The organism is Salmonella sp. SAL00670 (assembly GCF_046552235.1).
In the GTDB taxonomy this organism is placed as follows: Bacteria; Pseudomonadota; Gammaproteobacteria; order Enterobacterales; family Enterobacteriaceae; genus Salmonella; species Salmonella enterica.
On record NZ_JBGDUO010000003.1, the window covers coordinates 161448 to 183715 of the forward strand.

A 22268-nucleotide genomic window follows, 5' to 3' on the forward strand; every position below is an offset into this window, starting at 1 on the left:
ATCGTTCCTTAATGCAGTCCAAAAACGTTCAACATCGTAGAGAGCTTGACGCCGGTTTCCCGCCACTCGCCGACTGGCGAAGAGGCAGGGACAATCCCGGCGCCAGCGAACAGGCGCACCTGATTACCGTGCAATTTCGCACAACGAATCGTCACTACCCACTCGCCGTTTCCTTCGGCATCGCACCAGCCGACAATGCCGCCAAACAGTTCACGATCGAACGGTTCCAGTTCAGCAATCAGCTTTTTCGCGACCTGATGAGGGAAACCGCTTAACGCAGGCGTTGGATGCAGCAGACAGGCCAGCGTCAGCGCGTTTTCTCCGGCGTTGGCCTTGCCCTCAAACGGCGTACCGAGATGCCATAGCGTCGGCGTGGTGATCAACTGCGGAGAGGAAGGTAATTGCAGTTCCGTGCTGCGATCGCGCAGGATCTGCTTCATCGCCTGCGTCACCAGCTCATGTTCATGCCGATCTTTTTGTGAAGCCAGTAGTCGGTTTCCCGCCTCGCGATCCAGAACGTCATCCGGCTGTCGACGTGCCGAGCCTGCTAACGGCAGCGAACTAAACCGCTCGCCCTCTTTGCGTAGCAGCAATTCGGGGCTGGCGCCCAGCAGAACGCCGCCATCCGCCAGTGGCACATGGAAGTTGTAACTAACTGGATTCTGCGCAACCAGCCGCTCCAGCAATGCTCCGCTATCCACCGCCACATCAGTGGTGATATCTATCAGCCGGGAAAGCACCACTTTATCGACGTCTGGCGTGGCGGTCAGCATAGCCGCGCGTGCGACCATCGCTTCAAAAGCATCCTGCTCCGGAATCGCCTTTCGCGCCGTCACCGTCAGCGACTGATGGTCAGTAAAATAACGCGCCGTGCGCTGCTTTTGCTGGCGGGAAAAGGACTGCCACGCCATCGGGATAAATAGCGACGACGGCTGACGAGTATCAAAGGGGATCGCCCCCACCAGGATAGGGTTGGCGATGCCCTGCGATTTGGCCTCGGCAAACTGCTGGCGCAATTTCTGCTGGAAAGGGCTATCCGGCGAATCTCCGGCAACCGCAGGCTCGGTATAACGGGCGAAGCACCCGGAAGTGGTAAAACTGCGATACGGCGACATGAAGAAAAAGCGATCGGGAGCAAGCGTTGCCATTGTCTCCTGAGCGTCCTCGGCCAGTGACATATCCATATCATCCTCCAATGATAAAGGCTTATATACACTTCATCTTTCAAGCTGCCTCTTTGTTGGCTGCGATCAGAAACCCCGGTCACACAGTTATCTATGCTCGCGGGGATTTCTTCCCTTGCCGTTGCGATGCTTCTTGAATGATTTTGTGTATAATAATGATTATTATTTCTATTTTTAGTGCGCTAACCTAAGAGTAAAACGTCGCTCTGTCAACTCTGGTCATGAGTTAAATGGCACTAAGGCTTGCATCTCGCTGCTGCTGACATGAAAATGAGAAGCATTAACTTTATTAATAACAGGACGCTATTGTGAGACTCCCCGCCTTTTATCGTTGGCTGCTTTTAGTGGTTGGTTTATCAATTTCAGGAATATCCTTAGCCCAGGACGCCGGTTGGCCCCGGCAAATTCAGGACAGCCGCGGCGTTCATACTCTGGACCACAAACCCGCGCGTATCGTCTCTACCAGCGTGACGTTGACAGGCTCGCTGCTGGCGATTGATGCGCCCGTCGTCGCCAGCGGAGCCACTACGCCGAATAACCGCTTTGCCGACGATCAAGGGTTTATGCGCCAGTGGAGCGACGTAGCAAAGGCTCGCCATGTCGCCCGGCTGTACATCGGCGAACCGAATGCCGAAACGGTCGCCGCGCAAATGCCGGATCTCATTTTGATTAGCGCCACCGGCGGCGACTCCGCGCTGGCGCTTTACGATCAGCTCTCCGCTATCGCGCCGACGCTCGTCATCAATTATGACGATAAAAGCTGGCAGAGTTTGCTCACGCAACTTGGCGAGATCACCGGTCAGGAGAAACAGGCCGCCGCGCGAATAGCGGAATTTGAGGCGCAACTGACGACGGTTAAACAGCGAATCGCCCTGCCGCCGCAGCCGGTTAGCGCGCTGGTGTATACCCCTGCCGCGCATAGCGCCAATCTGTGGACGCCAGAATCAGCACAAGGCAAGCTATTGACGCAGTTAGGCTTTACGCTGGCGACATTGCCCCGAGGGCTGCAAACCAGCAAAAGCCAGGGTAAGCGCCACGATATCATTCAGCTTGGCGGTGAAAATCTGGCCGCCGGGTTAAACGGCGAATCTCTTTTCCTGTTTGCCGGCGACAACAAAGATGTCGCGGCCCTTTACGCCAATCCGCTGCTGGCGCACCTGCCAGCGGTGCAAAATAAGCGCGTCTATGCCCTGGGTACGGAGACGTTCCGTCTGGATTATTACAGCGCAACATTGTTGCTTAACCGGCTTGCCGCCCTGTTTTAGCCTTATCGGAGTCTTATCCGACTGACCAGACAGATTTGGTCAGTCGGATAAACGCCCCTTCATCAGCCAGCATCGCTAACCGGCGGCGTCTGGCGAAAACGGCGTAGCTCGCCCAGCACTAACAGCAGCAACAAACCGATAATCACCAGCCCGAATCCACTCACGCTCGCGGAAGCGACCGGCGTCATCATTGCGCCAAGACCGCCTAACAGCGCCGCGCCGATAGCGTCTCCCGTGACGTTTTGCGCGGTCCACAGGCCGTTCATTCGCCCCAGCATATTTTCCGGCGTCTGGGTTTGCAGCAGAGTGTATTGTAATAACGAACTGATGGCGCTAAGCCAGCCAAATAGCGCCAGACAGATAACACCTGCGATCCAGACCGGCATGATGGCGAACACCCCCACCGCCAGAAAAGAACCGACTGTCGAAACCAGCATAATGAGCCCCGGACGAACGCTATGCGCCAGTTGTCCGCTGGTCAGCGCGCCAATGGCCGCCCCCAGCGGAATTGCCGCATACAGCAAACCGATTTGCGCCGCCGACATCTGCCAGCTCATCGCCAGCGCCGGATAGAGGACGCGTACCGCGCTTGCCATCGTCACCAGACCGCCAAGCAGCGCAATACCGCCGATAAGCGGACTGGCGAGCAAAAAACGAAATGCCGCCAGTAACGCGATAAATGGATTTTCCCGCGGCTGCGGAGGAACAGGCAGTCGCGGCAGCGTCAGTAACGGCAATAGCGTAATAAACGTCCCGGCGGCCGCCAGCCCATAGTTCCAGGCTACGCCGCCGCTGGCAAGCAATATGCCCCCCAACATCGGCGAAATAACCGATCCCAGACGTACCGTCAGCATGGTAATCGCGCCGGCCTGCATCAGATTTTCTCTTCCGACCAGCGCTGGCGTCGCCGCCAGTAACGCGGTCACGCCCAGAGACGCGAAAAAGCCGTCCCACAGGCCAAGGAGATATATCGCCAGCAATGACGGTTCCGGCAGCAGCGCGTTCACGCACAGGCCAATAAAGCCAATACCGCAAGTACCGCGCGCCAGCAGAATCACCTTTTTGCGTTCGTAGCGATCGGCCAGTACGCCACCCACCATTAAGCCAATAAACATGGCGCCGCCGGTTAACGTTACCGACAGCCCCACCTGCCAGGTGGAGTGCGTCATCATTTGGATCTGTACCGGAACCGCCACGCCAAGCAGCCCCAGCGAGACAATAGAGATAAAACGGGCCAGAAATACTGCGCGAAATGCAGGGTGCGTCTTCAACAGGCTGAGATTGAGCAGCCAGGATTGTCGATTCATTACAACGCCTTAATGCGAGTTTTTTTAAATATCCATTCAATGGCTGCACATGCTAACATAACCAAATAAGATAGATAACGATAATTACTATCATTATCAGGGAAGTTGCTATGTCATGCTCGTTTTCCGTGACGCGCGCGTTTGCCGTGCCCGGATTGTTGTTATTACTGAGTCTCGCCGCGATTTTAAGCCTGGTCATTGGCGCGAAACCGCTGCCCGCAGCCGCCGTGCTGGAGGCGTTCACCGGCGTGTGCCAAAGCGCCGATTGCACCATCGTCATGGATGCGCGTTTGCCGCGTACGCTGGCCGGATTACTGGCAGGCGGCGCGTTGGGTCTCGCCGGGGCGCTCATGCAAACTCTCACTCGCAACCCGCTCGCCGACCCGGGGATTCTGGGCGTTAACAACGGCGCCAGCTTCGCCATTGTACTGGGCGCGGCGCTGTTTGGTTTCTCCACGCCGCTGGAACAGCTTTTCATGGCATTTAGCGGCGCGCTTATCGCATCGCTGATTGTCGCCTTCACCGGTAGTCAGGGCGGCGGCCAGTTAAGCCCGGTCCGCCTGACACTGGCGGGCGTGGCGCTTGGCGCGGTACTGGAAGGACTGACCAGCGGCATCGCGCTGTTAAATCCAGAAGTCTATGACCAGCTTCGCTTCTGGCAGGCGGGATCGCTGGACATTCGTAGCCTGCAAACGTTGAAAGTCGCGCTCGCGCCCGTGGTTATCGCTGGGATCGTGGCGCTATTTCTGAGCCGAGCGCTGAACAGCCTGAGCCTCGGCAGCGATACCGCGACGGCGCTGGGGAGTAAAGTGGCGCGCACCCAACTTATCGGTTTACTGGCGATTACCGTCTTGTGCGGCAGCGCAACGGCGCTGGTCGGCCCTATCGCCTTTATTGGTCTGATGATGCCGCATATGGCGCGTTGGCTGGTGGGCGCAGACCACCGCTGGTCGCTGCCAGTGACGCTACTGGCAACCCCTGCTCTGCTGCTTTTTGCCGATATTATTGGTCGTCTGTTGGTGCCGGGCGAACTCCGGGTATCGGTCGTCAGTGCGTTTATCGGCGCGCCGGTACTTATCTTTCTGGTACGCCGTAAATCGAACGGAGGCGGCCTGTGATGTTTCTTTCTCGTCGGCTTATCGTAAGTTGCCTGCTTCTGGCGGCTGGCTGCTTCGCCATTGGCTTATGGAGTCTGCAAAGCGGCGCCGTGCCTCTTGAGACCGGGCAGATTATTGCCGCGCTGCTGGGCGACGCGCCGCGTAACATCACCCTTGTCGTAACCGAATGGCGACTACCGCGCGTATTAATGGCGCTGCTGATTGGCGCTGCGCTTGGCGTCAGTGGCGCGATTTTTCAGTCGTTGATGCGTAACCCGCTAGGCAGCCCTGATGTGATGGGCTTTAATACCGGCGCCTGGAGCGGCGTACTGGTCGCAATGGTCCTGTTTGGCCAGCATCTTACCGCGATCGCGCTGGCGGCAATGGCGGGCGGTATCGTCACGTCATTGATTGTCTGGCTGCTCGCCTGGCGTAACGGGATTGAAACTTTCCGGCTGATTATCATCGGTATCGGCATCCGCGCGATGTTAGTCGCCTTTAATACCTGGCTTCTGTTGCAGGCGTCGCTGGAAACGGCGCTCACCGCCGGCTTATGGAACGCCGGGTCGCTCAACGGTCTGACATGGGCAAAAACCTGGCCTTCGGCGCCGCTGATTATTGTAATGCTGACAGGCGCCGCGCTACTGGTGCGTCGTATGCGGCTGCTGGAGATGGGCGATGACAGCGCCTGCGCGCTGGGTGTTAGCGTGGAGCGGTCACGCCTGATGCTGATGCTGGTGGCGGTGTCGCTCACCGCTGCGGCAACGGCACTGGCAGGCCCCATCTCGTTTATTGCCCTTGTCGCGCCGCACATCGCCCGCCGTCTTAGCGGCACAGCGCGCTGGGGATTAACCCAGTCGGCGCTGTGCGGCGCATTATTACTACTGGCCGCCGATGCGTGCGCGCAGCAACTGTTTATGCCTTATCAGCTTCCAGTGGGCGTGGTCACCGTCAGCCTCGGCGGTATTTACCTTATCGTCTTGTTAATTCAGGAGTCCCGCAAAAAATGACCGAATCCGTAGCCCGTTTGCGCGGCGACCAGTTAACGCTGGGTTATGGCAGCTATACCGTCGCAAAAAACCTTAATGTTTCGATTCCGGACGGCCATTTTACCGCCATCATCGGCCCTAACGGCTGCGGCAAGTCGACGTTGCTACGTACGCTAAGCCGTCTGATGACGCCTGTTGACGGCCATGTCTGGCTGGATGGCGAACAAATACAGCGTTACGCCAGTAAAGAGGTGGCGCGGCGCATCGGATTGCTGGCGCAAAACGCCACCACGCCGGGCGATATCACCGTACAAGAGCTGGTCGCCAGAGGGCGTTATCCGCATCAGCCGTTATTTACCCGCTGGCGCAAGGAAGATGCCGACGCCGTCGCCAGTGCCATGCGTGCAACAGGTATCACCTCACTGGCGGCGCAAAGTGTAGACACTCTGTCCGGCGGCCAACGTCAGCGGGCGTGGATAGCCATGGTGCTGGCGCAGGAAACGTCCATCATGCTGCTGGATGAGCCGACAACGTGGCTGGATATTAGCCATCAAATTGATTTGCTGGAGTTGTTAAGCGATCTCAACCGCGAAAAAGGTTATACGCTCGCCGCCGTCCTGCACGACCTGAATCAGGCCTGCCGATACGCCACGCATTTGATTGCATTACGCGAAGGTAATATTGTCGCGCAGGGCGCGCCGAAAGAGATTGTTACCGCAGAGCTTATCGAAAAAATCTATGGGCTGCGCTGTATGATTATCGACGATCCGGTTGCCGGTACGCCGCTGGTGGTACCGTTGGGGCGGCGATAGTCGCCCACACAGATGACAAAGCCGGATATCGCTATCCGGCTTTTCGGGTAAATCAGACTAACCGTTCATCTATCGCCAGCGCGTTTTCCATTTTACGTGAGACCATCGCGTGACGCAGTAATACGCCGCCGCAGGCCATCATACCGCCAATCAACGCCGCCAGGATAATAATGACCGCTTTACCCGGGCCATCTTTTTTCACTGGCAGAGACGGCGACAGTTGATATTTAAACGGGGTAAACTTCACGTCGCTCACATTCATTGCCGCCAGTTGTTCAACATGGTATTGACGGTTACGCAAATCACCGTCGATCTCGGCCACGTCCGTTACCCCTTTTTCAATTTCCAGTTTGCGGGAAATACCATCCGCGCCGAGGGAAATAGAAAAATCCGGATCATCTTTTACCGCCTGACCATTGCTGTAAACCGGTCTCTTAATGCCGGCGGCGTTGGCGATTTCCAGCGAATAATGAAGACGTTGAATATTGGCATCAAGCTGATTTTTGAGACGCACCCGATCCATCGCCAGCTTTTCCTGCTCATAGCGGGTTTTGATTTCCAGCTGGTTACGAATATTTTCCAGCGTCTCTTTCACGACGATATCGGAGATGTACTGAATATAGCCAGCCAGCACTTTTTGCGCTTCTTCCCGCGTCGGCGCGGTAAAACTCAGCGTCCACGACGTGAATAACGACGTTTCATTTTTCTTGCCGACATTACTGTCCACCGCTTTCATTTTTTCGCTCAGCAGGACAATCGCCCGGTGAAGATCCTGCTCGTCTATTTGCGCGCCTTTTAATTGATCCATGACATACGGAGAAGAACGAAGATATTCTTCCAGCAGCGAGGGCGAGCTAAACTTTTTAATAAACAGATTAAATACGCTGCCCCGATCAACGCTTACCTCCATATCCAACACGCGCAGCGCGGTCAACGTTCTCTCCAGCCCCTGCCACTGTACCGACTCCGCCGGTGTGACAATCGCCTGGCTGGTCCATTTTTGCGGCAGCAGAAAGGACAGAAGCAACCCCACGCACGCAAAGGCGAAAACGGTAGCAAGAATACGACGTTTCGCCTGCCATAACACCTCTATAAGGCTAAACAAATCGATTTCATGACTGTTGGCGGGCGGCAGTGAGTAACCTGCAAATGACTGATTTTTTTCTTGTTTTACATTAAGAGATGGCATGCCGTATGACCTGAAAACTTTATCCAATGAAAGAACACATTCCTGTCAGAGATTCTAACAGCAAGTCAGAATTATCCGAAACAATCTTTACGCGCCAGTGCCCGAAAAGCTAAATATTCGGAATTAAACTTGCCTGTAGCATGTATCACTTATGTTAAAAGAATTAATAGTTGCAATAAAAAACCCATAATAATTAGTAATTATTATGGGTTTCAGGATTTAATTTGTTAAAGGCAGAAACAACGCCCGTTATTTATTAATAAGTTCGCTGATGATGGGCCCGATAGTTTCAAAAGCGGAGGGAGAAATAATATCTACATGCGCGCACGGCTGGCGATAAATAGCCAAAGACGCTATCCACGGCGACCAGCTCTGTTCAGGCGATACGCCTTCCGGCACCGTTTTATCCGCCACAAAGAGCGTAGCATGTCCATCAAACGGTACGCTATGCGCCGTCGTCAGCAAACGGACGGCATCCGCATAATTGCCTTCAATGGCGGTAAATAAGGCTTCGGAGGCATTTCCCTGCTGCGCGGCGACAAACGCAGCGCGTTCACGTTCAATTTCCGCCAATACGTCCGGATTGAGGCCATTCGCCTCTTTTTCCCGCCAGTTTTGCGTTTCCGGCGGCCAGGTGTCCAGTAACCCCAAAAACGCCACGGTTTCGCCGCGCGCGCACAACCGGGCGGCGATCCCTTGCGCCAGCGTCCCGCCCAGCGAATAGCCTAATAAATAATAAGGGCCATGCGGCTGCCGGGCGAGCAATGTCGCCAGATGATGTTCACATACCTCATCAAGGGTGGTTGCGGTTTGCATAGGGCCAGCGGGGCGCGGCGACTGAATCCCCATAATCGACCACGACGGGCTGAGATAGCGTGATAATACGCTAAATTGCCAGGCGAACCCCGACGCCGGATGGAAACAAAATAACGTTGGACCATCGCTTTCACGCAGCGGCAACAGCGGCCCGAACCCCAGATTGCGCGAGCGTTCGTCATCGTCAGTATCGAGCAGCTTACTTAACTGCGCCACGTCAGACGCCACCATCACCTGCCCCGGCGTCACCTGGCGGTTAAACGTCTGACTTAGCTGCGCGGCCAGTTTCATCGCCAGCAGCGAGTGTCCGCCCAGCGCAAAGAAATCACTTTCAACGTCGTTAATCTCACAGCCCAGCAGGCGGGAAAACGCCGCGGCGACAGCAATCTCCGTTGCGGACTGCGGCGCACGCCCTTTCACGCGCGGCGTCAGGTCCGGCAGCGGCAGGGCTTTACGATCCAGCTTGCCATTAGCGCTAAGCGGCAAACCGGCAAGTTGCAACAACACAACCGGCACCATATGCGCGGGAAGTTTTTGGCGTAATTTTTCCTGCAGCGCCGGTAAATCCAGCGGCAAACCGGAGTGCGACACCAGATAGCCGACCAGTTGCCGGGCATCCCCGCCCGTCGCCGCCGCCTGATTAAAGACGCAGGCATGTGCTACCGCCTGTTCAACATCCGGCAGCGTTTGCATGACGCGGTCAATCTCGCCCAGTTCAATACGTTGACCCCGAATTTTGAGCTGATCGTCGCTGCGCCCCAGGTACTCCACCGCGCCGGAATCCAGCCAGCGCGCCACATCTCCGGTACGGTACATCCGTTCGCCTGGCGCAAAAGGATCGGCGATAAAACGGCTGGCGGTAAGATCCGGACGCCCCAGATAGCCCTGCGCCAGTTGGATACCGGTAAGATAGAGATCGCCAGCCACGCCCGGCGGCACCGGCTGCATATGCGCATCGAGAATACGTAAACCGGTATTCCAGACGGGATAACCAATCGGGATGCTGTTGCCGTCAACAGCCGCCAGCTCATCGCCACAGGCCGGATACCAGCTCACATCCACCGCGGCCTCCGTTGGCCCGTACAGATTGTGTAGCGGCGCGTTGGTTAACGTCTCCCATTCGCGGCACAGCGCCGTCGGCAGGGCCTCGCCGCTACAGAAAACGCGCGTTAAGGAAGCGCAGCTTTTCCCCGCCGACGCTGGCGTGAGCGAGGCAATAAAGGCCGCCAGCATCGACGGCACAAAATGAGTGGTCGTGACGCCGTATTGCGCAAAGAACCGCTGCATCGCGAGCGGGTCGCGGTGCGCTTCCGGCTCGGCCATCACCAGTTTCGCCCCGGCGATAAACGGCCAGAAAAACTCCCATACTGAGACGTCAAAACTGCACGGCGTTTTTTGCGCTACTACATCATCCGCCGTCAACGGATAGTGATCCTGCATCCACAGCAGCCGGTTGACTATCGCCGTTTGTCCCACCATCACCCCTTTCGGCCTGCCCGTCGAGCCAGAGGTGAAAATGATGTAAGCGGTATGATGCGGTAACGACAGCCCCAGCGGAGTGGCGTCACTGACCGGTAGCGGTTGGCTATAACACAAATATTCCATCCCCGGAATATCGTGAAAGCGCGCCAGCTGCGCCTGAGTCGTAATTAACAGTTTCGGCTGCGCATCTTCCAACATCATTCGCAGCCGATCGTCAGGATAACCGGTATCCAGCGGCAGCCAGGCGGCGCCCGCTTCGACAATGCCGTGCAGCGCTAAGGTCAGAAAAACCGACCGCGGCAACGCCACCGCCACGCTATCGCCAGGCTGAACGCCGCGTTCCCGCAGCGCGTACGCCAGCGCTACAACCTGTTCGCGCATTTCACGGTAGGTAAAGTGATAATGCGCATCTGCCAACGCGGAAGCCTCTGGCGTTTTTTGCGCCTGCTGCGCCACCAAATCGCTAAGCGTGGCGGCGGGAATCGTTACCGCCGTATTATTAAGGTGTGTTAATTGCGTTTGTTCTTCCGCCAGCAGCATTTGCGCATCGCCGCAGCGCAGCGCCGGGTTATCCGCAAACTGCGTGATAAGCGCCATCAACCGTAAGGCATGGCGGGAGAGCGTGGCGTCATCGTAACGCTGCGCATTCGCCAGCAATTCAATATCCAGACCGCCGTTTTCATCCGGAAAAAGCGCCAGTTCAAGATCGTTAACCGGCCCCGTCGCCAGGGTATGGGTTTGCGCCTGTATGCCAGGAAGATCCAGATAATAATCAAACACTTTTATATTGAGCACCGGGCCAAATAGCGGCGTTTCCCCTGCGGCTCGCCCGCTATCGCGTACAATCTGTTCGGCGTCGTAACGCTGGTGGCGGCGCATCTTCTTTAACTGCGCCGCAAGACGCTTCGCCAGCGTTAGCAGATCTTCCGTCGCATGAAGGTTAACCGCCAGCGGCAACACGTTAAGGACAGGCCCGGTCGCCGTTAACGCCGCCGAGCCCATCCGCCGCATAAAGATAAACCCGGCGGCATAATCCATTCGCCCGCATAATCGCCCCAGCCACAACGTCACCAGCGCCAGGGCAAGATCCGCTCGCGGTATCTCAGGCATGTGCGCCGCCAGTTGGCGAAACGCCCCCGCCGGCGCGCTCAATTTCATACGCAGAATATCCGCGCTCGCCGACCGCCCCGGCAGCGGCGCGGCAGAAATTGACGCCGGCGGCGGCAGCTCGCGGCGCTGCTGCGCCCAGAAGGCGCCGTCACGCTGCCAGACCTCGCTCTGGCGATAGCGCTGATATTCCTCAACCACATCCACAAAGGGAGTAAAAGGCGACTCCGGCGTAGGGGCGTCGCTCTGCCAGGCACGATAAATCGCCGCAATCTGGCGAGTTATCGCCGGGAAACTAAAGCCATCCACCAGCAAATGGTGATAGCGCTGATACCAATACCAGCGGGTATCATCAATGCGGATTAACTGGTGAAACGCCAGCGGCTTACCGCTATCTGCGCGCAGGTTTTGCCGTAAATCCGCCTGCATTAACGCCTGCGCCGCGTAATGCGGATCGGGCTGGTCGCGTAAATCGGCAATCGGGGGCTCGCCGAAGGTGTGCTCAGGATCTATCCATTGCCAGACCTCGCCGTTCTCTTCGGTAAAACGCATCCGTAGCGTATCCGCCTGTTGCATCCCTACCGCTACCGCTTTTGCCAGCAAGGCAACATCCAGCTCGCCATTCAGTTCCACGTAGTGCGCCACGCTCCAGGCGGAGGGTAAATCAGAGAGTTTTTCCGCCATCCAGATCCCCGGCTGAGCGGCGACTAACGGTAAACGCTGCGTCATTTCGCCTCCTGCTTATCGGCATAATGCGCCGGATTCAGTGTTGTCCAGCGCGTATTAAGCCACTGCTGGCACGCGTCCTGCGATTGCGGTTCGCATACCACGTCCCAGCCTGCGGGAAGCACACATGCCGCTGGCCAAAGGCTGAATTGACGCTGCGCATTTTGCAGGATGTAAAACTGTCCCTGCGGATTATCGAAGGGATTACTGAATTCCATACTCAACTCCTGTCATGGACATGTGCCCGGTTAAAGCGTGTCGATAAGCGGCTGCCAAAGCAGCATCAGCCCTTGCGTTAGCCCGCCGCGCCAGCAAAGCGCATCGTGTCCGCCGTCAACCTGACGCCAGAAAATGGACTGCTGCGAGGTATTCAGTTGGGCATAAAGCGCCTGATTCGCCTGAAACACGATCGGCTCACGCACGCCGGCTTCCAGTACGATACGCAGTCCGCGCGCGCATAATGTGCCGGTTTTCAGCCGGGTAATGACTTCCCCCTCCGGCGGGGTGATGCGATGGGGCCACCAGAACGATCCTGACTGGCTTAGTACACAGCCAAAACGCGTCGGCCAGTTCAGGCCGGCATACAGCGCCGACAGGCCGCCAAAGCTCTGTCCGGCGACCACCGTTCGTCCGGCATCATCGCTAAAAGGCGTCACGGCTCTGACTTGCGGCAACAGTTCCTGCTGCACCGCCAGCCAGAAGTCGGCATTGCAGGGCAACTCCTGGCTGCGGTGTTGAGTATCAATCGCGTCAATCAGCAGATAGACGGCACCGGGAAGCAGGCGTTGATGAGTCAGCGAGGCGAGCGCGGGCCAGACGGGCATATTTTCTGCCCAGAATTGACCGTCCAGCAGAATAGCCAACGGTCTTTCCTCCGGCGCCTCGTCTCCGGTCGTCAATATCCATACGCGGCGGGAGTTACCCAGACGTTCGCTATGCCACTGCATCATCAAAGGCGGCGAGTACGGCGTTTCAGGACGATCCCATCCCGGCTGAAGGGGCGCATCCGGCATTTCCAGCGCTGAAACCGCATGACCACGTCCTCCCCGCCAGCTTCGCGAATTAAGCGGGTCGGCAATCGCCTGCGGTAATAGCTGTCGCCAGCCTTCACGCAGCGCGTTCCGATCGGGCGTTTCGCCCGGCGCAAAAGCGGCAAAAACGTCATCGCGTTCGGTAGGAATAAAACAGTAGCTGCCGCGCCAGTTAGCGCTAAGCGCCGTACTCCAGCGCCAGACATCCGTTCCGGCAATACGCGCCATCGTCTGAGGCTGCGCGTTTTGATGATGATCGGTTACGCCAGTGATGTAGACCCAGACACGCCGTATCGGGGAGTGTGTTTCGTTTCCCTGCGGGTCGCGCCACCAAAAAGTGACCCGATAATTTCCGTCTTTTTCCCGTATCCATTCCGGCCCGGTTTTCGTCCTCCACCAGGCCTCACTTCCCGTTGCCAGCGCCTCTTTCATTATAACCCTGTGTTTATTATGAATTTTGTATATAAAAGGTGAAATATATTGATAATATTATTGATAACTATTTGCATTTGCAATAGCGTATTGTCGCGCTATGGGACGCGCGAACACAATTTCACCACCCGGCCAATGCCTTTGACGGGCGCTTTGGCTTATGTGGCTAAAGAAAAGCAGGATATACAATGAACAAGAAGATTCATTCCCTGACCTTACTGGTCAATTTAGGGATTTACGGGGCCGCTCTGCCCGTGATGGCGGAAGACAAAACCGATAGCGCTGCGCTCACCAATGAAGACACCATCGTGGTGACCGCTGCCCAGCAAAACCTACAGGCGCCAGGCGTATCCACCATCACCGCCGATGAGATCCGCAAAAATCCGCCCGCGCGCGACGTGTCAGAAATCATCCGCACCATGCCGGGCGTAAACCTGACCGGCAACTCCACCAGCGGTCAGCGCGGGAATAACCGCCAAATCGATATTCGCGGCATGGGGCCGGAAAACACCCTCATCCTGATAGACGGTAAACCCGTCACCAGCCGTAACTCGGTGCGCCTGGGCTGGCGCGGCGAACGCGATACCCGCGGCGATACCGCGTGGGTGCCGCCGGAGATGATCGAACGCATTGAAGTGCTGCGTGGCCCTGCCGCTGCACGTTTCGGTAACGGCGCGGCGGGTGGCGTGGTCAATATCATTACCAAAAAAGGCGGTAGCGAGTGGCACGGTTCCTGGAATACCTATTTCAACGCGCCGGAACATAAAGACGAAGGCGCGACCAAACGCACTAACTTTAGCCTGAACGGCCCGCTGGGCGGGGATTTCAGCTTCCGTCTGTATGGCAACCTCGACAAAACGCAGGCGGATGCGCGTAATATTAATCAGGGGCATCAGTCTGAACGTACCGGGAGTTACGCCGACACGCTACCGGCAGGACGCGAGGGGGTCATTAACAAAGATATCAACGGTGTGGTTCGTTGGGATTTTGCTCCGCTTCAGTCTCTGGAGCTGGAGGCCGGATACAGTCGCCAGGGCAATCTCTATGCCGGCGATACTCAGAACACCAATACGAACCAACTGGTGAAAGATAATTACGGAAAAGAGACGAACCGCCTCTATCGGCAGAACTACTCTCTGACCTGGAACGGCGGCTGGAATAATGGCGTAACCACCAGTAACTGGGTGCAATACGAACATACCCGTAACTCCCGGATGCCGGAAGGCCTGGCAGGCGGCACCGAAGGGATTTTCGATCCCAAAGCATCGCAAAAATATGCCGATGCCGATTTGAATGACGTCACCCTACACAGCGAAGTGAGCCTTCCTTTCGATCTGCTGGTCAATCAAAACCTGACGCTGGGTACTGAATGGGCCCAACAGCGTATGAAAGACGAGCTCTCCAACTCGCAAACCTTTATGGGGGGAAATATCCCGGGTTACAGCAGTACCAATCGTAACCCCTATTCAAAAGCGGAAATTTTCTCTCTGTTTGCTGAAAACAATATGGAACTGACCGACAGCACCATGCTGACGCCGGGGCTACGTTTCGATCATCACAGTATTGTGGGGGATAACTGGAGCCCGTCGCTGAACCTGTCGCAAGGTCTGGGGGATGACTTTACCCTGAAAATGGGAATCGCCCGCGCTTATAAAGCCCCGAGTCTGTACCAGACTAACCCAAACTATATTTTGTACAGTAAAGGTCAGGGTTGCTACGCGACTGGCGCGGGTACCGGCATCGGCTGCTATATGATGGGTAACGATGATCTGAAAGCCGAAACCAGCATCAATAAAGAGATCGGTCTGGAATTTAAACGCGATGGCTGGCTGGCCGGCATCACCTGGTTCCGCAATGATTACCGCAATAAGATTGAAGCGGGTACAGTGCCGTTGCAGCGTATCAATAACGGCAAAACGGATGTCTATCAGTGGGAGAACGTGCCGAAAGCGGTCGTTGAAGGTCTGGAAGGCACGTTAAACGTACCGGTTAGCGACACCGTCAACTGGACGAATAACGTTACGTATATGCTGCAGAGTAAAAACAAAGAGACCGGCGAACGCCTGTCGATTATTCCACAGTACACGCTTAACTCTACCCTGAGCTGGCAGGTACGTCAGGACATTTCTCTGCAATCGACCTTCACCTGGTACGGCAAACAAGAGCCGAAGAAATATGATTATCAGGGTAACCCCGTTACCGGAACAGATAAGCAAGCGGTCAGCCCATACAGTATTGTTGGCCTGAGCGCGACCTGGGACGTGACCAAAAATGTCAGCCTGACCGGTGGCGTGGATAACCTCTTTGACAAACGTCTGTGGCGTGAAGGTAACGCGCAAACCGTCAGGGATACGCAAACTGGCGCTTATATGGCGGGTGCTGGCGCGTACACCTATAACGAACCGGGACGTACGTGGTATATGAGCATTAATACCCATTTCTGATGGCAACCTTCCCTCCCTCATTCGGGGAGGGAATTAGCAAAAAACGATGCGGACATCTCATTTTCCCCTTCCCTTTGCCGGACACAGGCTGCATATCGTCGACTTTGATGCGAGCAGCTTTCACGAACACGACCTGCTATGGCTGCCTCATCACGATCGGCTCCGGTCTGCCGGACGCAAGCGTAAAGCTGAACATCTGGCAGGCCGAATCGCCGCCGTTCATGCGCTACGCGAGGTGGGCGTCAGGACAGTGCCCGGTATTGGCGACAAGCGACAGCCGCTATGGCCGGACGGCCTATTTGGCAGCATCAGCCACTGTGCGACAACGGCGCTGGCCGTCATATCCCGACAGCGTATCGGCATTGATATAGAAAAAATCATGAGTCAGCACACGGCGACAGAGCTGGCGCCGTCCATTATTGATAGCGATGAGCGCCAAATTCTCCAGGCGAGCTTGCTCCCTTTTCCGCTTGCCCTGACGCTGGCTTTCTCCGCCAAAGAGAGCGTTTATAAAGCCTTTTCAGACCGCGTCACGCTCCCGGGATTCAATAGCGCAAAAGTTACCTCGCTTACCGCCACGCACATCTCGTTACATCTGCTGCCAGCCTTTGCCGCCACGATGGCTGAACGTACCGTCCGTACAGAATGGTTTCAACGTGACAATAGCGTTATTACTCTTGTTTCTGCAATAACGCGCGTTCCCCACGACAGGAGCGCTCCCGCTTCTATACTTAGCGCAATACCCCGATAAATGAGATCCCTATGGCGCTGAATGATTTTCACGTTTCTGAACCTTATACGCTTGGTATTGAGCTGGAGATGCAGGTGATCAATCCACCTGGCTACGATTTAAGTCAGGACTCTTCTACGCTGATCGACGCCGTTAAGCCCCAACTTACTGCGGGAGAAATTAAGCACGATATCACCGAAAGTATGCTGGAGATGGCCACGGGCGTCTGCCGCGATATTGACCAGGCGGCGGCCCAACTTTCTGCTATGCAGCACGTTATTTTACAGGCGGCGTCGGAACACCATCTCGGCATTTGCGGCGGCGGTACGCACCCTTTTCAAAAATGGCAGCGTCAGGAGGTCTGTGATAATGAGCGCTATCAACGCACGCTGGAAAATTTCGGCTACTTAATTCAACAGGCGACGGTTTTCGGTCAGCATGTCCACGTCGGCTGCGCGAACGGCGACGATGCGATTTATCTTTTACACGGGCTGTCGCATTTTGTGCCGCACTTTATTGCGCTCTCCGCCGCGTCTCCCTATATGCAAGGATCTGACACCCGTTTTGCCTGCGCGCGCCTGAATATTTTTTCCGCTTTTCCCGATAACGGTCCCATGCCGTGGGTCAGTAACTGGCAAGAGTTTGCCGGACTATTTCGCCGTCTGTCTTACACCACGATGATCGACAGCATCAAAGATTTGCACTGGGATATCCGCCCCAGCCCGGCCTTTGGCACGGTAGAAGTTCGGGTGATGGATACGCCGCTCACCCTTGATCATGCCATCAATATGGCAGGGTTGATTCAGGCGACCGCGCACTGGCTGCTGACCGAGCGTCCCTTTAAACCGCAGGAACAAGACTATCTGTTATATAAATTCAACCGTTTTCAGGCTTGCCGCTATGGTCTGGAGGGCGTGCTAACCGATGTCTATACCGGCGACCGCCGTCGCCTGGCAGATGATACGCTGCGTCTGCTGGATAACGTTACCCCCTCAGCGCGCAAGCTGGGCGCCGACAGCGCCATTGACGCGCTACGTTTGCAGGTGAAAAAAGGCGGTAACGAAGCGCAATATATGCGGGAGTTTATTGCCGACGGCGGATCGCTGATAGGCCTGATACAAAAACATTGTGAAATCTGGGCGGGACAATAGACAGCATATTTGCCTTACCAGGCGATATCCCGGACAATGGCGTTTTAACTTACGTTTAACAAAGCCATGAAACACCCGCTTGAATCATTGATGACCGCTGCCGGTATTTTGCTGATGGCGTTGCTCTCCAGCCTGCTGCTGCCCGCCCCTTCGCTCGGCCTTGCGCTGGCGCAAAAACTGGTCGGGATCTTTCATCTTATGGATCTCAACCAGCTTTATACTTTGTTGTTTTGTTTATGGTTTCTGTTGCTCGGCGCGCTGGAATATTATGTTATTCGCTTTATCTGGCGGCGCTGGTTTTCGCTGGCCGATTAAACATTTCAATGCGTACGGCCATGCTTTTCTTTACGATAAGCGCCTGGCGGCAGGTTGAACGTGCGGGTAAAAATGCGCGTAAAGGTTTGCTGCGAATCAAAACCATACTTGAGACAAATATCATACACCTTCTGGTCGGTGTCGAGCAGGTCGCGCGCCGCCAGTTTTAGCTTCCGTTCACGCACGTAGCGCCCCAGACTCTCCCCTTTGTACTGCATAAAAAGGCGCTGCAGGTGCCACTTGGAATACCCCGCATGACGGGCAATATCATCAATACGTAACGGCTGATTCAAATTATCATCAATCCACTCGACAATCGTGTCGATAACCTGAGCGGAAATGGTCATCGTGCTCTCCCCTCTATCAAACTCGTCAGCGGCTCCCGCACCGCACATTTACGGCAACAGCAATAAGCATAGTAATAACCACACAAATTGTGAGACAGCTTATCGCATGGCCTGCAATATGCTTTTCTACCACTTCATGCGGCAGCCCTTGATTATGAGTGAGTAAGCACTCATTATAGAAAGCAAAGATACGCCGTCAAGGTACTTTTCAAAGGTTGACATTCACCGTTGCGACGCGACAACGGGCATGATTCAATCATGTTTTTCCAGACATAAGGGTAACGTGTAGTGGCTCGTCCGAAGAGTGAAGACAAAAAACAAGCATTACTGGAAGCGGCAACCCAGGCGATAGCGCAATCCGGTATCGCCGCCTCAACGGCGGTGATTGCGCGTAACGCAGGTGTTGCAGAAGGAACATTGTTTCGCTATTTCGCGACCAAAGATGAGCTGATTAACACGTTGTATTTGCATTTAAAGCAGGATCTCTGCCAGTCAATGATAATGGAGCTGGATCGATCCATTACCGATGCCAAAACGATGACCCGCTTTATCTGGAACAGTTACATCAGTTGGGGTCTGAACCATCCCGCGCGCCACCGGGCGATCCGTCAACTGGCCGTCAGCGAAAAGCTCACCAAAGAGACGGAACAACGGGCCGACGATATGTTCCCCGAATTGCGCGATTTATGTCATCGTTCCGTTTTGATGGTGTTTATGTCGGATGAGTACCGCGCCTTCGGCGACGGCCTTTTTCTGGCGCTGGCTGAAACAACAATGGATTTCGCCGCGCGCGATCCCGCTCGCGCTGGCGAATATATTGCGCTGGGATTCGAAGCGATGTGGCGCGCGCTGACTCGCGAGGAGCAATAATGGACGGTCAAACACTGCACGCCTGGGCAAAACGCTTTGCGCTGGAACTGCCTTTTACCGAACACTGCTGGCCTTTCGGCCCACAGTACGATGTGTTTAAAGTCGGCGGCAAAATATTCATGCTGTTCACTGAACATCACTGTCGCCCAGTGGTAAACCTGAAGTCGGATCCCCAAAAATCCCTGGTAAATCAACAAATTTACCCCAGCATTGCGCCAGGCTATCACATGAATAAGAAACACTGGATTTCAGTCTATGCGGGCGAGGATATCACCGTCTCGCTACTCAACGATTTGATAAATGACTCATGGAATCTGGTCGTAGACGGGCTGCCTAAAAGAGAGCAACTGCGCCTGCGACCGCGCTGATGCAATAACCGTTTTCGCATTTTCCTCCCTTATCTTTTTACCGATAACCCGGTACCCTGCTGATACAAAAGGGTACTAAACCAACCAGGAGCATTTATGGATATCGTTTCTGTCGCCTTAAAGCGCTACTCCACTAAGGCGTTCGATCCCAGCAAAAAACTGACCGCCGAAGAAGCGGATAAAATAAAAACACTACTACAGTACAGCCCCTCCAGCACCAATTCCCAGCCGTGGCACTTTATTGTCGCCAGTACGGAAGAGGGCAAAGCGCGCGTAGCAAAATCCGCCGCCGCCAATTATGTGTTTAACGAACGTAAAATGTTAGACGCCTCCCATGTGGTGGTCTTCTGCGCGAAAACCGCGATGGATGACGCATGGCTTGAGCGCGTCGTCGATCAGGAAGAAGCCGATGGCCGTTTCGCTACGCCGGAAGCTAAAGCGGCAAATGATAAAGGTCGCCGCTTTTTCGCCGATATGCACCGCGTCTCGCTGAAAGATGACCACCAGTGGATGGCGAAGCAGGTTTATCTGAACGTCGGCAACTTTCTGCTGGGCGTCGCCGCGATGGGTCTCGACGCTGTCCCCATTGAAGGTTTCGACGCCGAGGTGCTCGACGCTGAATTTGGTCTGAAAGAAAAAGGCTATACCAGTCTGGTCGTGGTGCCGGTCGGCCATCATAGCGTCGAGGATTTCAACGCCGGGCTGCCGAAATCACGTCTGCCGCTTGAAACCACACTGACGGAAGTCTAATCCCCTGCCTAAGCCGGACGCCCGTCCGGCTTTTTTCACCTTTCTGCCAGGTTCCTCAATGATCAATGGCGCGAAGTGCCAGGTTTTACATCGCTAGTGTTAACTTCCTCTTTCAACCTATTGAAAATAAATAATATTTAAAACTGGCACGCCGTTTGCCATATCTGGATACCCCCTACCTGGATGAAGGAGAAAACGGGTGAGACATGTTTATGTAGCCAGCCATGGCCCTTTTGCCCGCGGACTTATTAACAGTCTATCGCTGCTGATTGGCGACGAACACGGCGTGACACCGGTTTGCGCCTACGATGGCGATATTGTCACCACGGAGCAGCTTGAACAAACCCTCGAAAATCTGATCGCGCAAGCCAACGGCGAAGAAGTGGTGGTGTTTACCGATCTGCTCGGCGGCAGCATCAACAATAGCGCCGCGAAAGTGCTGATGCGTCACCGTCACGTTTTTGTGGTGGCTGGCGTCAACATGACCCTGTTGCTGGAGTTTTTACTCTGTGAAGAAGAAAGCACAGACGCGGCCATTACCTACGCCACCAATGCGGCGCGTGAATCCATTGTCTTTATCAACACGCTAATAACACAACCATCCGCTGACCTACAGGGAGAATCCCATGATCAAATTAGTGCGCATTGATTACCGCCTGCTGCACGGCCAGGTGGTCTTCGCCTGGACCCGGGCGCTGGATATCGACCATATCATCGTCGCTAACGCCAACGCCGCCGGCGACGCGTTTGTCTCTATGTCATTAAGTCTGGCAAAACCCGCTGGCGTGTCGCTGGACATTATCACGGTGGAACAGGCGGCGGAAAAACTCGCCAGCGGCAAGCTGGATCACAAAAAAGTGATGGTGGTGCTGGGAAATACCGCCGAAACCCTCGCCTTCGTCGAGAAAGTGCCAGGGATTAGCGTTATCAACTACGGCGGTATCGCGCAAAAAGAGGGCGCGCAGCAGTTCGGCAAAGCCATATACCTGACCGAGCAGGAGATTGCCGATAGCCAGGCGCTAAAAGCCAAAGGCATCCGTCTGGAAATGCGCCAGGTTCCGGCTCATTCCGCCGAATTGCTTAACGATAAACTCTGAACCCGGAGGTCACTATGTTGCTCACCGCAACGCTGCTCGGCCTGATTGCCGCACTGGGCATTCTTGACGGGCGTTTACTCGGCGTGTCGATGATTGACCGTCCGCTGGTGATGTGCGCCCTCACCGGTCTGGTCTGCGGCAATTTACACGAAGGCATTCTGATCGGCGCGACGCTGGAACTGATCTTTTTAGGTAATGTCGCTATCGGCGCCGCGGTACCGCCTGATGTCGTCACCGGTTCGGTGCTGGCGACCGCGTTTTCTATTATGTCCGGGCGCGGGCCCGAAGCGGCGCTGACCATCGCGATTCCTATCTCTATGCTGGCGCAGACCCTCGGCGTCCTGGTGCGCGTGGTTAACGCCCGCTTTGGCCACATGGCCGATCGTTATGCGGCGCAGGGTAATACCCGGATGGTTGCCGTTATGCACCTGGGAGGCCCAACGCTGCTCTATTTTCTAAGCGGTTTTCTGCCGGTCTTTTTCGCCATTTTGCTCGGTTCTGCCGCCGTCACCTGGTTCCTCGACGCCATTCCCGCCTTTATTACCAATGGCCTGGTTGTCGCCAGTAAGATTTTGCCGGCGCTGGGTTTCGCGTTGCTGATCAGCATGATGCTTAGCAGCAAATTAATGCCTTACCTTGGGCTGGGCTTTCTGATCGCCGCATATACCAAACTGGACATCATCGCCATCGCGCTGTTTGCCGTGGTGCTGGCTTTCATTATCAGCCAGTTTCTTAACACATCCCAACAGGAGGGCTAAT

The 22268-nt window shown here is 55.5% G+C and carries 21 protein-coding genes; 14 read left to right on the forward strand and 7 right to left on the reverse strand.

The window, feature by feature from the left end; translation table 11 throughout:
• Nucleotides 1-8 precede the first annotated feature (8 nt).
• A complete protein-coding gene (gene entC, locus ACLJRS_RS11780) occupies nucleotides 9-1184 on the reverse strand; it encodes an isochorismate synthase EntC (RefSeq protein ID WP_000367601.1) in 1176 nt (391 codons plus the stop codon).
• A gap of 308 nt (nucleotides 1185-1492) precedes the next feature.
• Between entC and fepB the strand changes: the two genes are divergently transcribed.
• Nucleotides 1493-2449 (forward strand): Fe2+-enterobactin ABC transporter substrate-binding protein, encoded by a 957-nt coding sequence (fepB, locus tag ACLJRS_RS11785; protein WP_001238992.1) that lies wholly within the window; start codon nucleotides 1493-1495, stop codon nucleotides 2447-2449.
• Between the two features lie 62 nt (nucleotides 2450-2511).
• Here the strand turns inward: fepB and entS are convergent, their stop codons facing one another.
• On the reverse strand, nucleotides 2512-3756 hold the full coding sequence (gene entS / locus ACLJRS_RS11790) for an enterobactin transporter EntS (protein WP_001081663.1): 1245 nt from the start codon (nucleotides 3754-3756) through the stop codon (nucleotides 2512-2514).
• A gap of 110 nt (nucleotides 3757-3866) precedes the next feature.
• Here entS and fepD point away from each other — a divergent pair, with 110 nt between their 5' ends.
• Genes fepD through fepC form a run of 3 tightly spaced genes read left to right on the forward strand, consistent with a single transcriptional unit; the run spans nucleotide 3867 to nucleotide 6654 of the window.
• Nucleotides 3867-4874 (forward strand): Fe(3+)-siderophore ABC transporter permease, encoded by a 1008-nt coding sequence (gene fepD / locus ACLJRS_RS11795; RefSeq protein ID WP_001277865.1) that lies wholly within the window; start codon nucleotides 3867-3869, stop codon nucleotides 4872-4874.
• Complete coding sequence (fepG, locus tag ACLJRS_RS11800) at nucleotides 4874-5863, forward strand: iron-enterobactin ABC transporter permease (protein ID WP_000480064.1); 990 nt, start codon at nucleotides 4874-4876, stop codon at nucleotides 5861-5863. The genes fepD and fepG overlap by 1 nt, the downstream gene beginning before the upstream one ends.
• The gene (fepC, locus tag ACLJRS_RS11805; RefSeq protein ID WP_000140620.1) at nucleotides 5860-6654 is read left to right on the forward strand and encodes an iron-enterobactin ABC transporter ATP-binding protein; all 795 of its coding nucleotides are present in this window, start codon (nucleotides 5860-5862) and stop codon (nucleotides 6652-6654) included. Before fepG ends, fepC begins: the two co-directional genes overlap by 4 nt.
• 52 nt (nucleotides 6655-6706) lie before the next feature.
• On the opposite strand, the gene wzz(fepE) is transcribed toward fepC, so the two are convergent.
• The 4 genes from wzz(fepE) to fes form a co-directional block, all read right to left on the reverse strand.
• The gene (gene wzz(fepE) / locus ACLJRS_RS11810) at nucleotides 6707-7843 is read right to left on the reverse strand and encodes an LPS O-antigen length regulator Wzz(fepE) (protein ID WP_001139585.1); all 1137 of its coding nucleotides are present in this window, start codon (nucleotides 7841-7843) and stop codon (nucleotides 6707-6709) included.
• Between the two features lie 249 nt (nucleotides 7844-8092).
• Nucleotides 8093-11977 carry an enterobactin non-ribosomal peptide synthetase EntF gene (gene entF / locus ACLJRS_RS11815; protein ID WP_000194175.1) on the reverse strand — a complete coding sequence of 1295 codons (3885 nt, stop codon included), beginning with the start codon at nucleotides 11975-11977 and terminating at the stop codon, nucleotides 8093-8095.
• On the reverse strand, nucleotides 11974-12192 hold the full coding sequence (locus ACLJRS_RS11820) for an MbtH family protein (RefSeq protein WP_000396014.1): 219 nt from the start codon (nucleotides 12190-12192) through the stop codon (nucleotides 11974-11976). Before ACLJRS_RS11820 ends, entF begins: the two co-directional genes overlap by 4 nt.
• Before the next feature lie 30 nt (nucleotides 12193-12222).
• Complete coding sequence (gene fes, locus ACLJRS_RS11825; RefSeq protein ID WP_000656595.1) at nucleotides 12223-13437, reverse strand: enterochelin esterase; 1215 nt, start codon at nucleotides 13435-13437, stop codon at nucleotides 12223-12225.
• A 188-nt stretch (nucleotides 13438-13625) separates the two neighbouring features.
• Here fes and ACLJRS_RS11830 point away from each other — a divergent pair, with 188 nt between their 5' ends.
• The 4 genes from ACLJRS_RS11830 to ACLJRS_RS11845 all read left to right on the forward strand — a co-directional run bounded on the left by ACLJRS_RS11830 (nucleotide 13626) and on the right by ACLJRS_RS11845 (nucleotide 18077).
• On the forward strand, nucleotides 13626-15881 hold the full coding sequence (locus tag ACLJRS_RS11830) for a TonB-dependent siderophore receptor (protein WP_001034948.1): 2256 nt from the start codon (nucleotides 13626-13628) through the stop codon (nucleotides 15879-15881).
• A gap of 46 nt (nucleotides 15882-15927) precedes the next feature.
• A complete protein-coding gene (gene entD / locus ACLJRS_RS11835; protein WP_001260570.1) occupies nucleotides 15928-16632 on the forward strand; it encodes an enterobactin synthase subunit EntD in 705 nt (234 codons plus the stop codon).
• A gap of 11 nt (nucleotides 16633-16643) precedes the next feature.
• Nucleotides 16644-17762 (forward strand): YbdK family carboxylate-amine ligase, encoded by a 1119-nt coding sequence (locus ACLJRS_RS11840; RefSeq protein WP_001196909.1) that lies wholly within the window; start codon nucleotides 16644-16646, stop codon nucleotides 17760-17762.
• A 66-nt stretch (nucleotides 17763-17828) separates the two neighbouring features.
• A complete protein-coding gene (locus ACLJRS_RS11845; protein WP_000682497.1) occupies nucleotides 17829-18077 on the forward strand; it encodes a DUF1158 family protein in 249 nt (82 codons plus the stop codon).
• A gap of 5 nt (nucleotides 18078-18082) precedes the next feature.
• Here ACLJRS_RS11845 and ACLJRS_RS11850 read toward each other — a convergent pair whose 3' ends face one another.
• Nucleotides 18083-18424, reverse strand: coding sequence for a RamA family antibiotic efflux transcriptional regulator (locus ACLJRS_RS11850; RefSeq protein ID WP_000155631.1), 342 nt, complete (start codon nucleotides 18422-18424; stop codon nucleotides 18083-18085).
• Nucleotides 18425-18712: 288 nt separating this feature from the next.
• Here ACLJRS_RS11850 and ACLJRS_RS11855 point away from each other — a divergent pair, with 288 nt between their 5' ends.
• The 6 genes from ACLJRS_RS11855 (at nucleotide 18713) to ACLJRS_RS11880 (ending at nucleotide 22267) form a co-directional block, all read left to right on the forward strand.
• Nucleotides 18713-19294 carry a TetR/AcrR family transcriptional regulator gene (locus ACLJRS_RS11855; RefSeq protein ID WP_000113613.1) on the forward strand — a complete coding sequence of 194 codons (582 nt, stop codon included), beginning with the start codon at nucleotides 18713-18715 and terminating at the stop codon, nucleotides 19292-19294.
• On the forward strand, nucleotides 19294-19662 hold the full coding sequence (locus ACLJRS_RS11860; RefSeq protein ID WP_000348999.1) for an MmcQ/YjbR family DNA-binding protein: 369 nt from the start codon (nucleotides 19294-19296) through the stop codon (nucleotides 19660-19662). Before ACLJRS_RS11855 ends, ACLJRS_RS11860 begins: the two co-directional genes overlap by 1 nt.
• 96 nt (nucleotides 19663-19758) lie before the next feature.
• The gene (gene nfsB / locus ACLJRS_RS11865) at nucleotides 19759-20412 is read left to right on the forward strand and encodes an oxygen-insensitive NAD(P)H nitroreductase (RefSeq protein ID WP_000355868.1); all 654 of its coding nucleotides are present in this window, start codon (nucleotides 19759-19761) and stop codon (nucleotides 20410-20412) included.
• Between the two features lie 199 nt (nucleotides 20413-20611).
• Entirely contained in the window at nucleotides 20612-21061 is a 450-nt protein-coding gene (locus ACLJRS_RS11870; RefSeq protein WP_001216659.1) for a PTS sugar transporter subunit IIA, read from the forward strand.
• Nucleotides 21039-21509, forward strand: coding sequence for a PTS sugar transporter subunit IIB (locus tag ACLJRS_RS11875; protein WP_000594177.1), 471 nt, complete (start codon nucleotides 21039-21041; stop codon nucleotides 21507-21509). Before ACLJRS_RS11870 ends, ACLJRS_RS11875 begins: the two co-directional genes overlap by 23 nt.
• Nucleotides 21510-21523: 14 nt before the next feature.
• The gene (locus ACLJRS_RS11880; RefSeq protein ID WP_000927523.1) at nucleotides 21524-22267 is read left to right on the forward strand and encodes a PTS mannose/fructose/sorbose/N-acetylgalactosamine transporter subunit IIC; all 744 of its coding nucleotides are present in this window, start codon (nucleotides 21524-21526) and stop codon (nucleotides 22265-22267) included.
• Nucleotide 22268 lies beyond the last annotated feature (1 nt).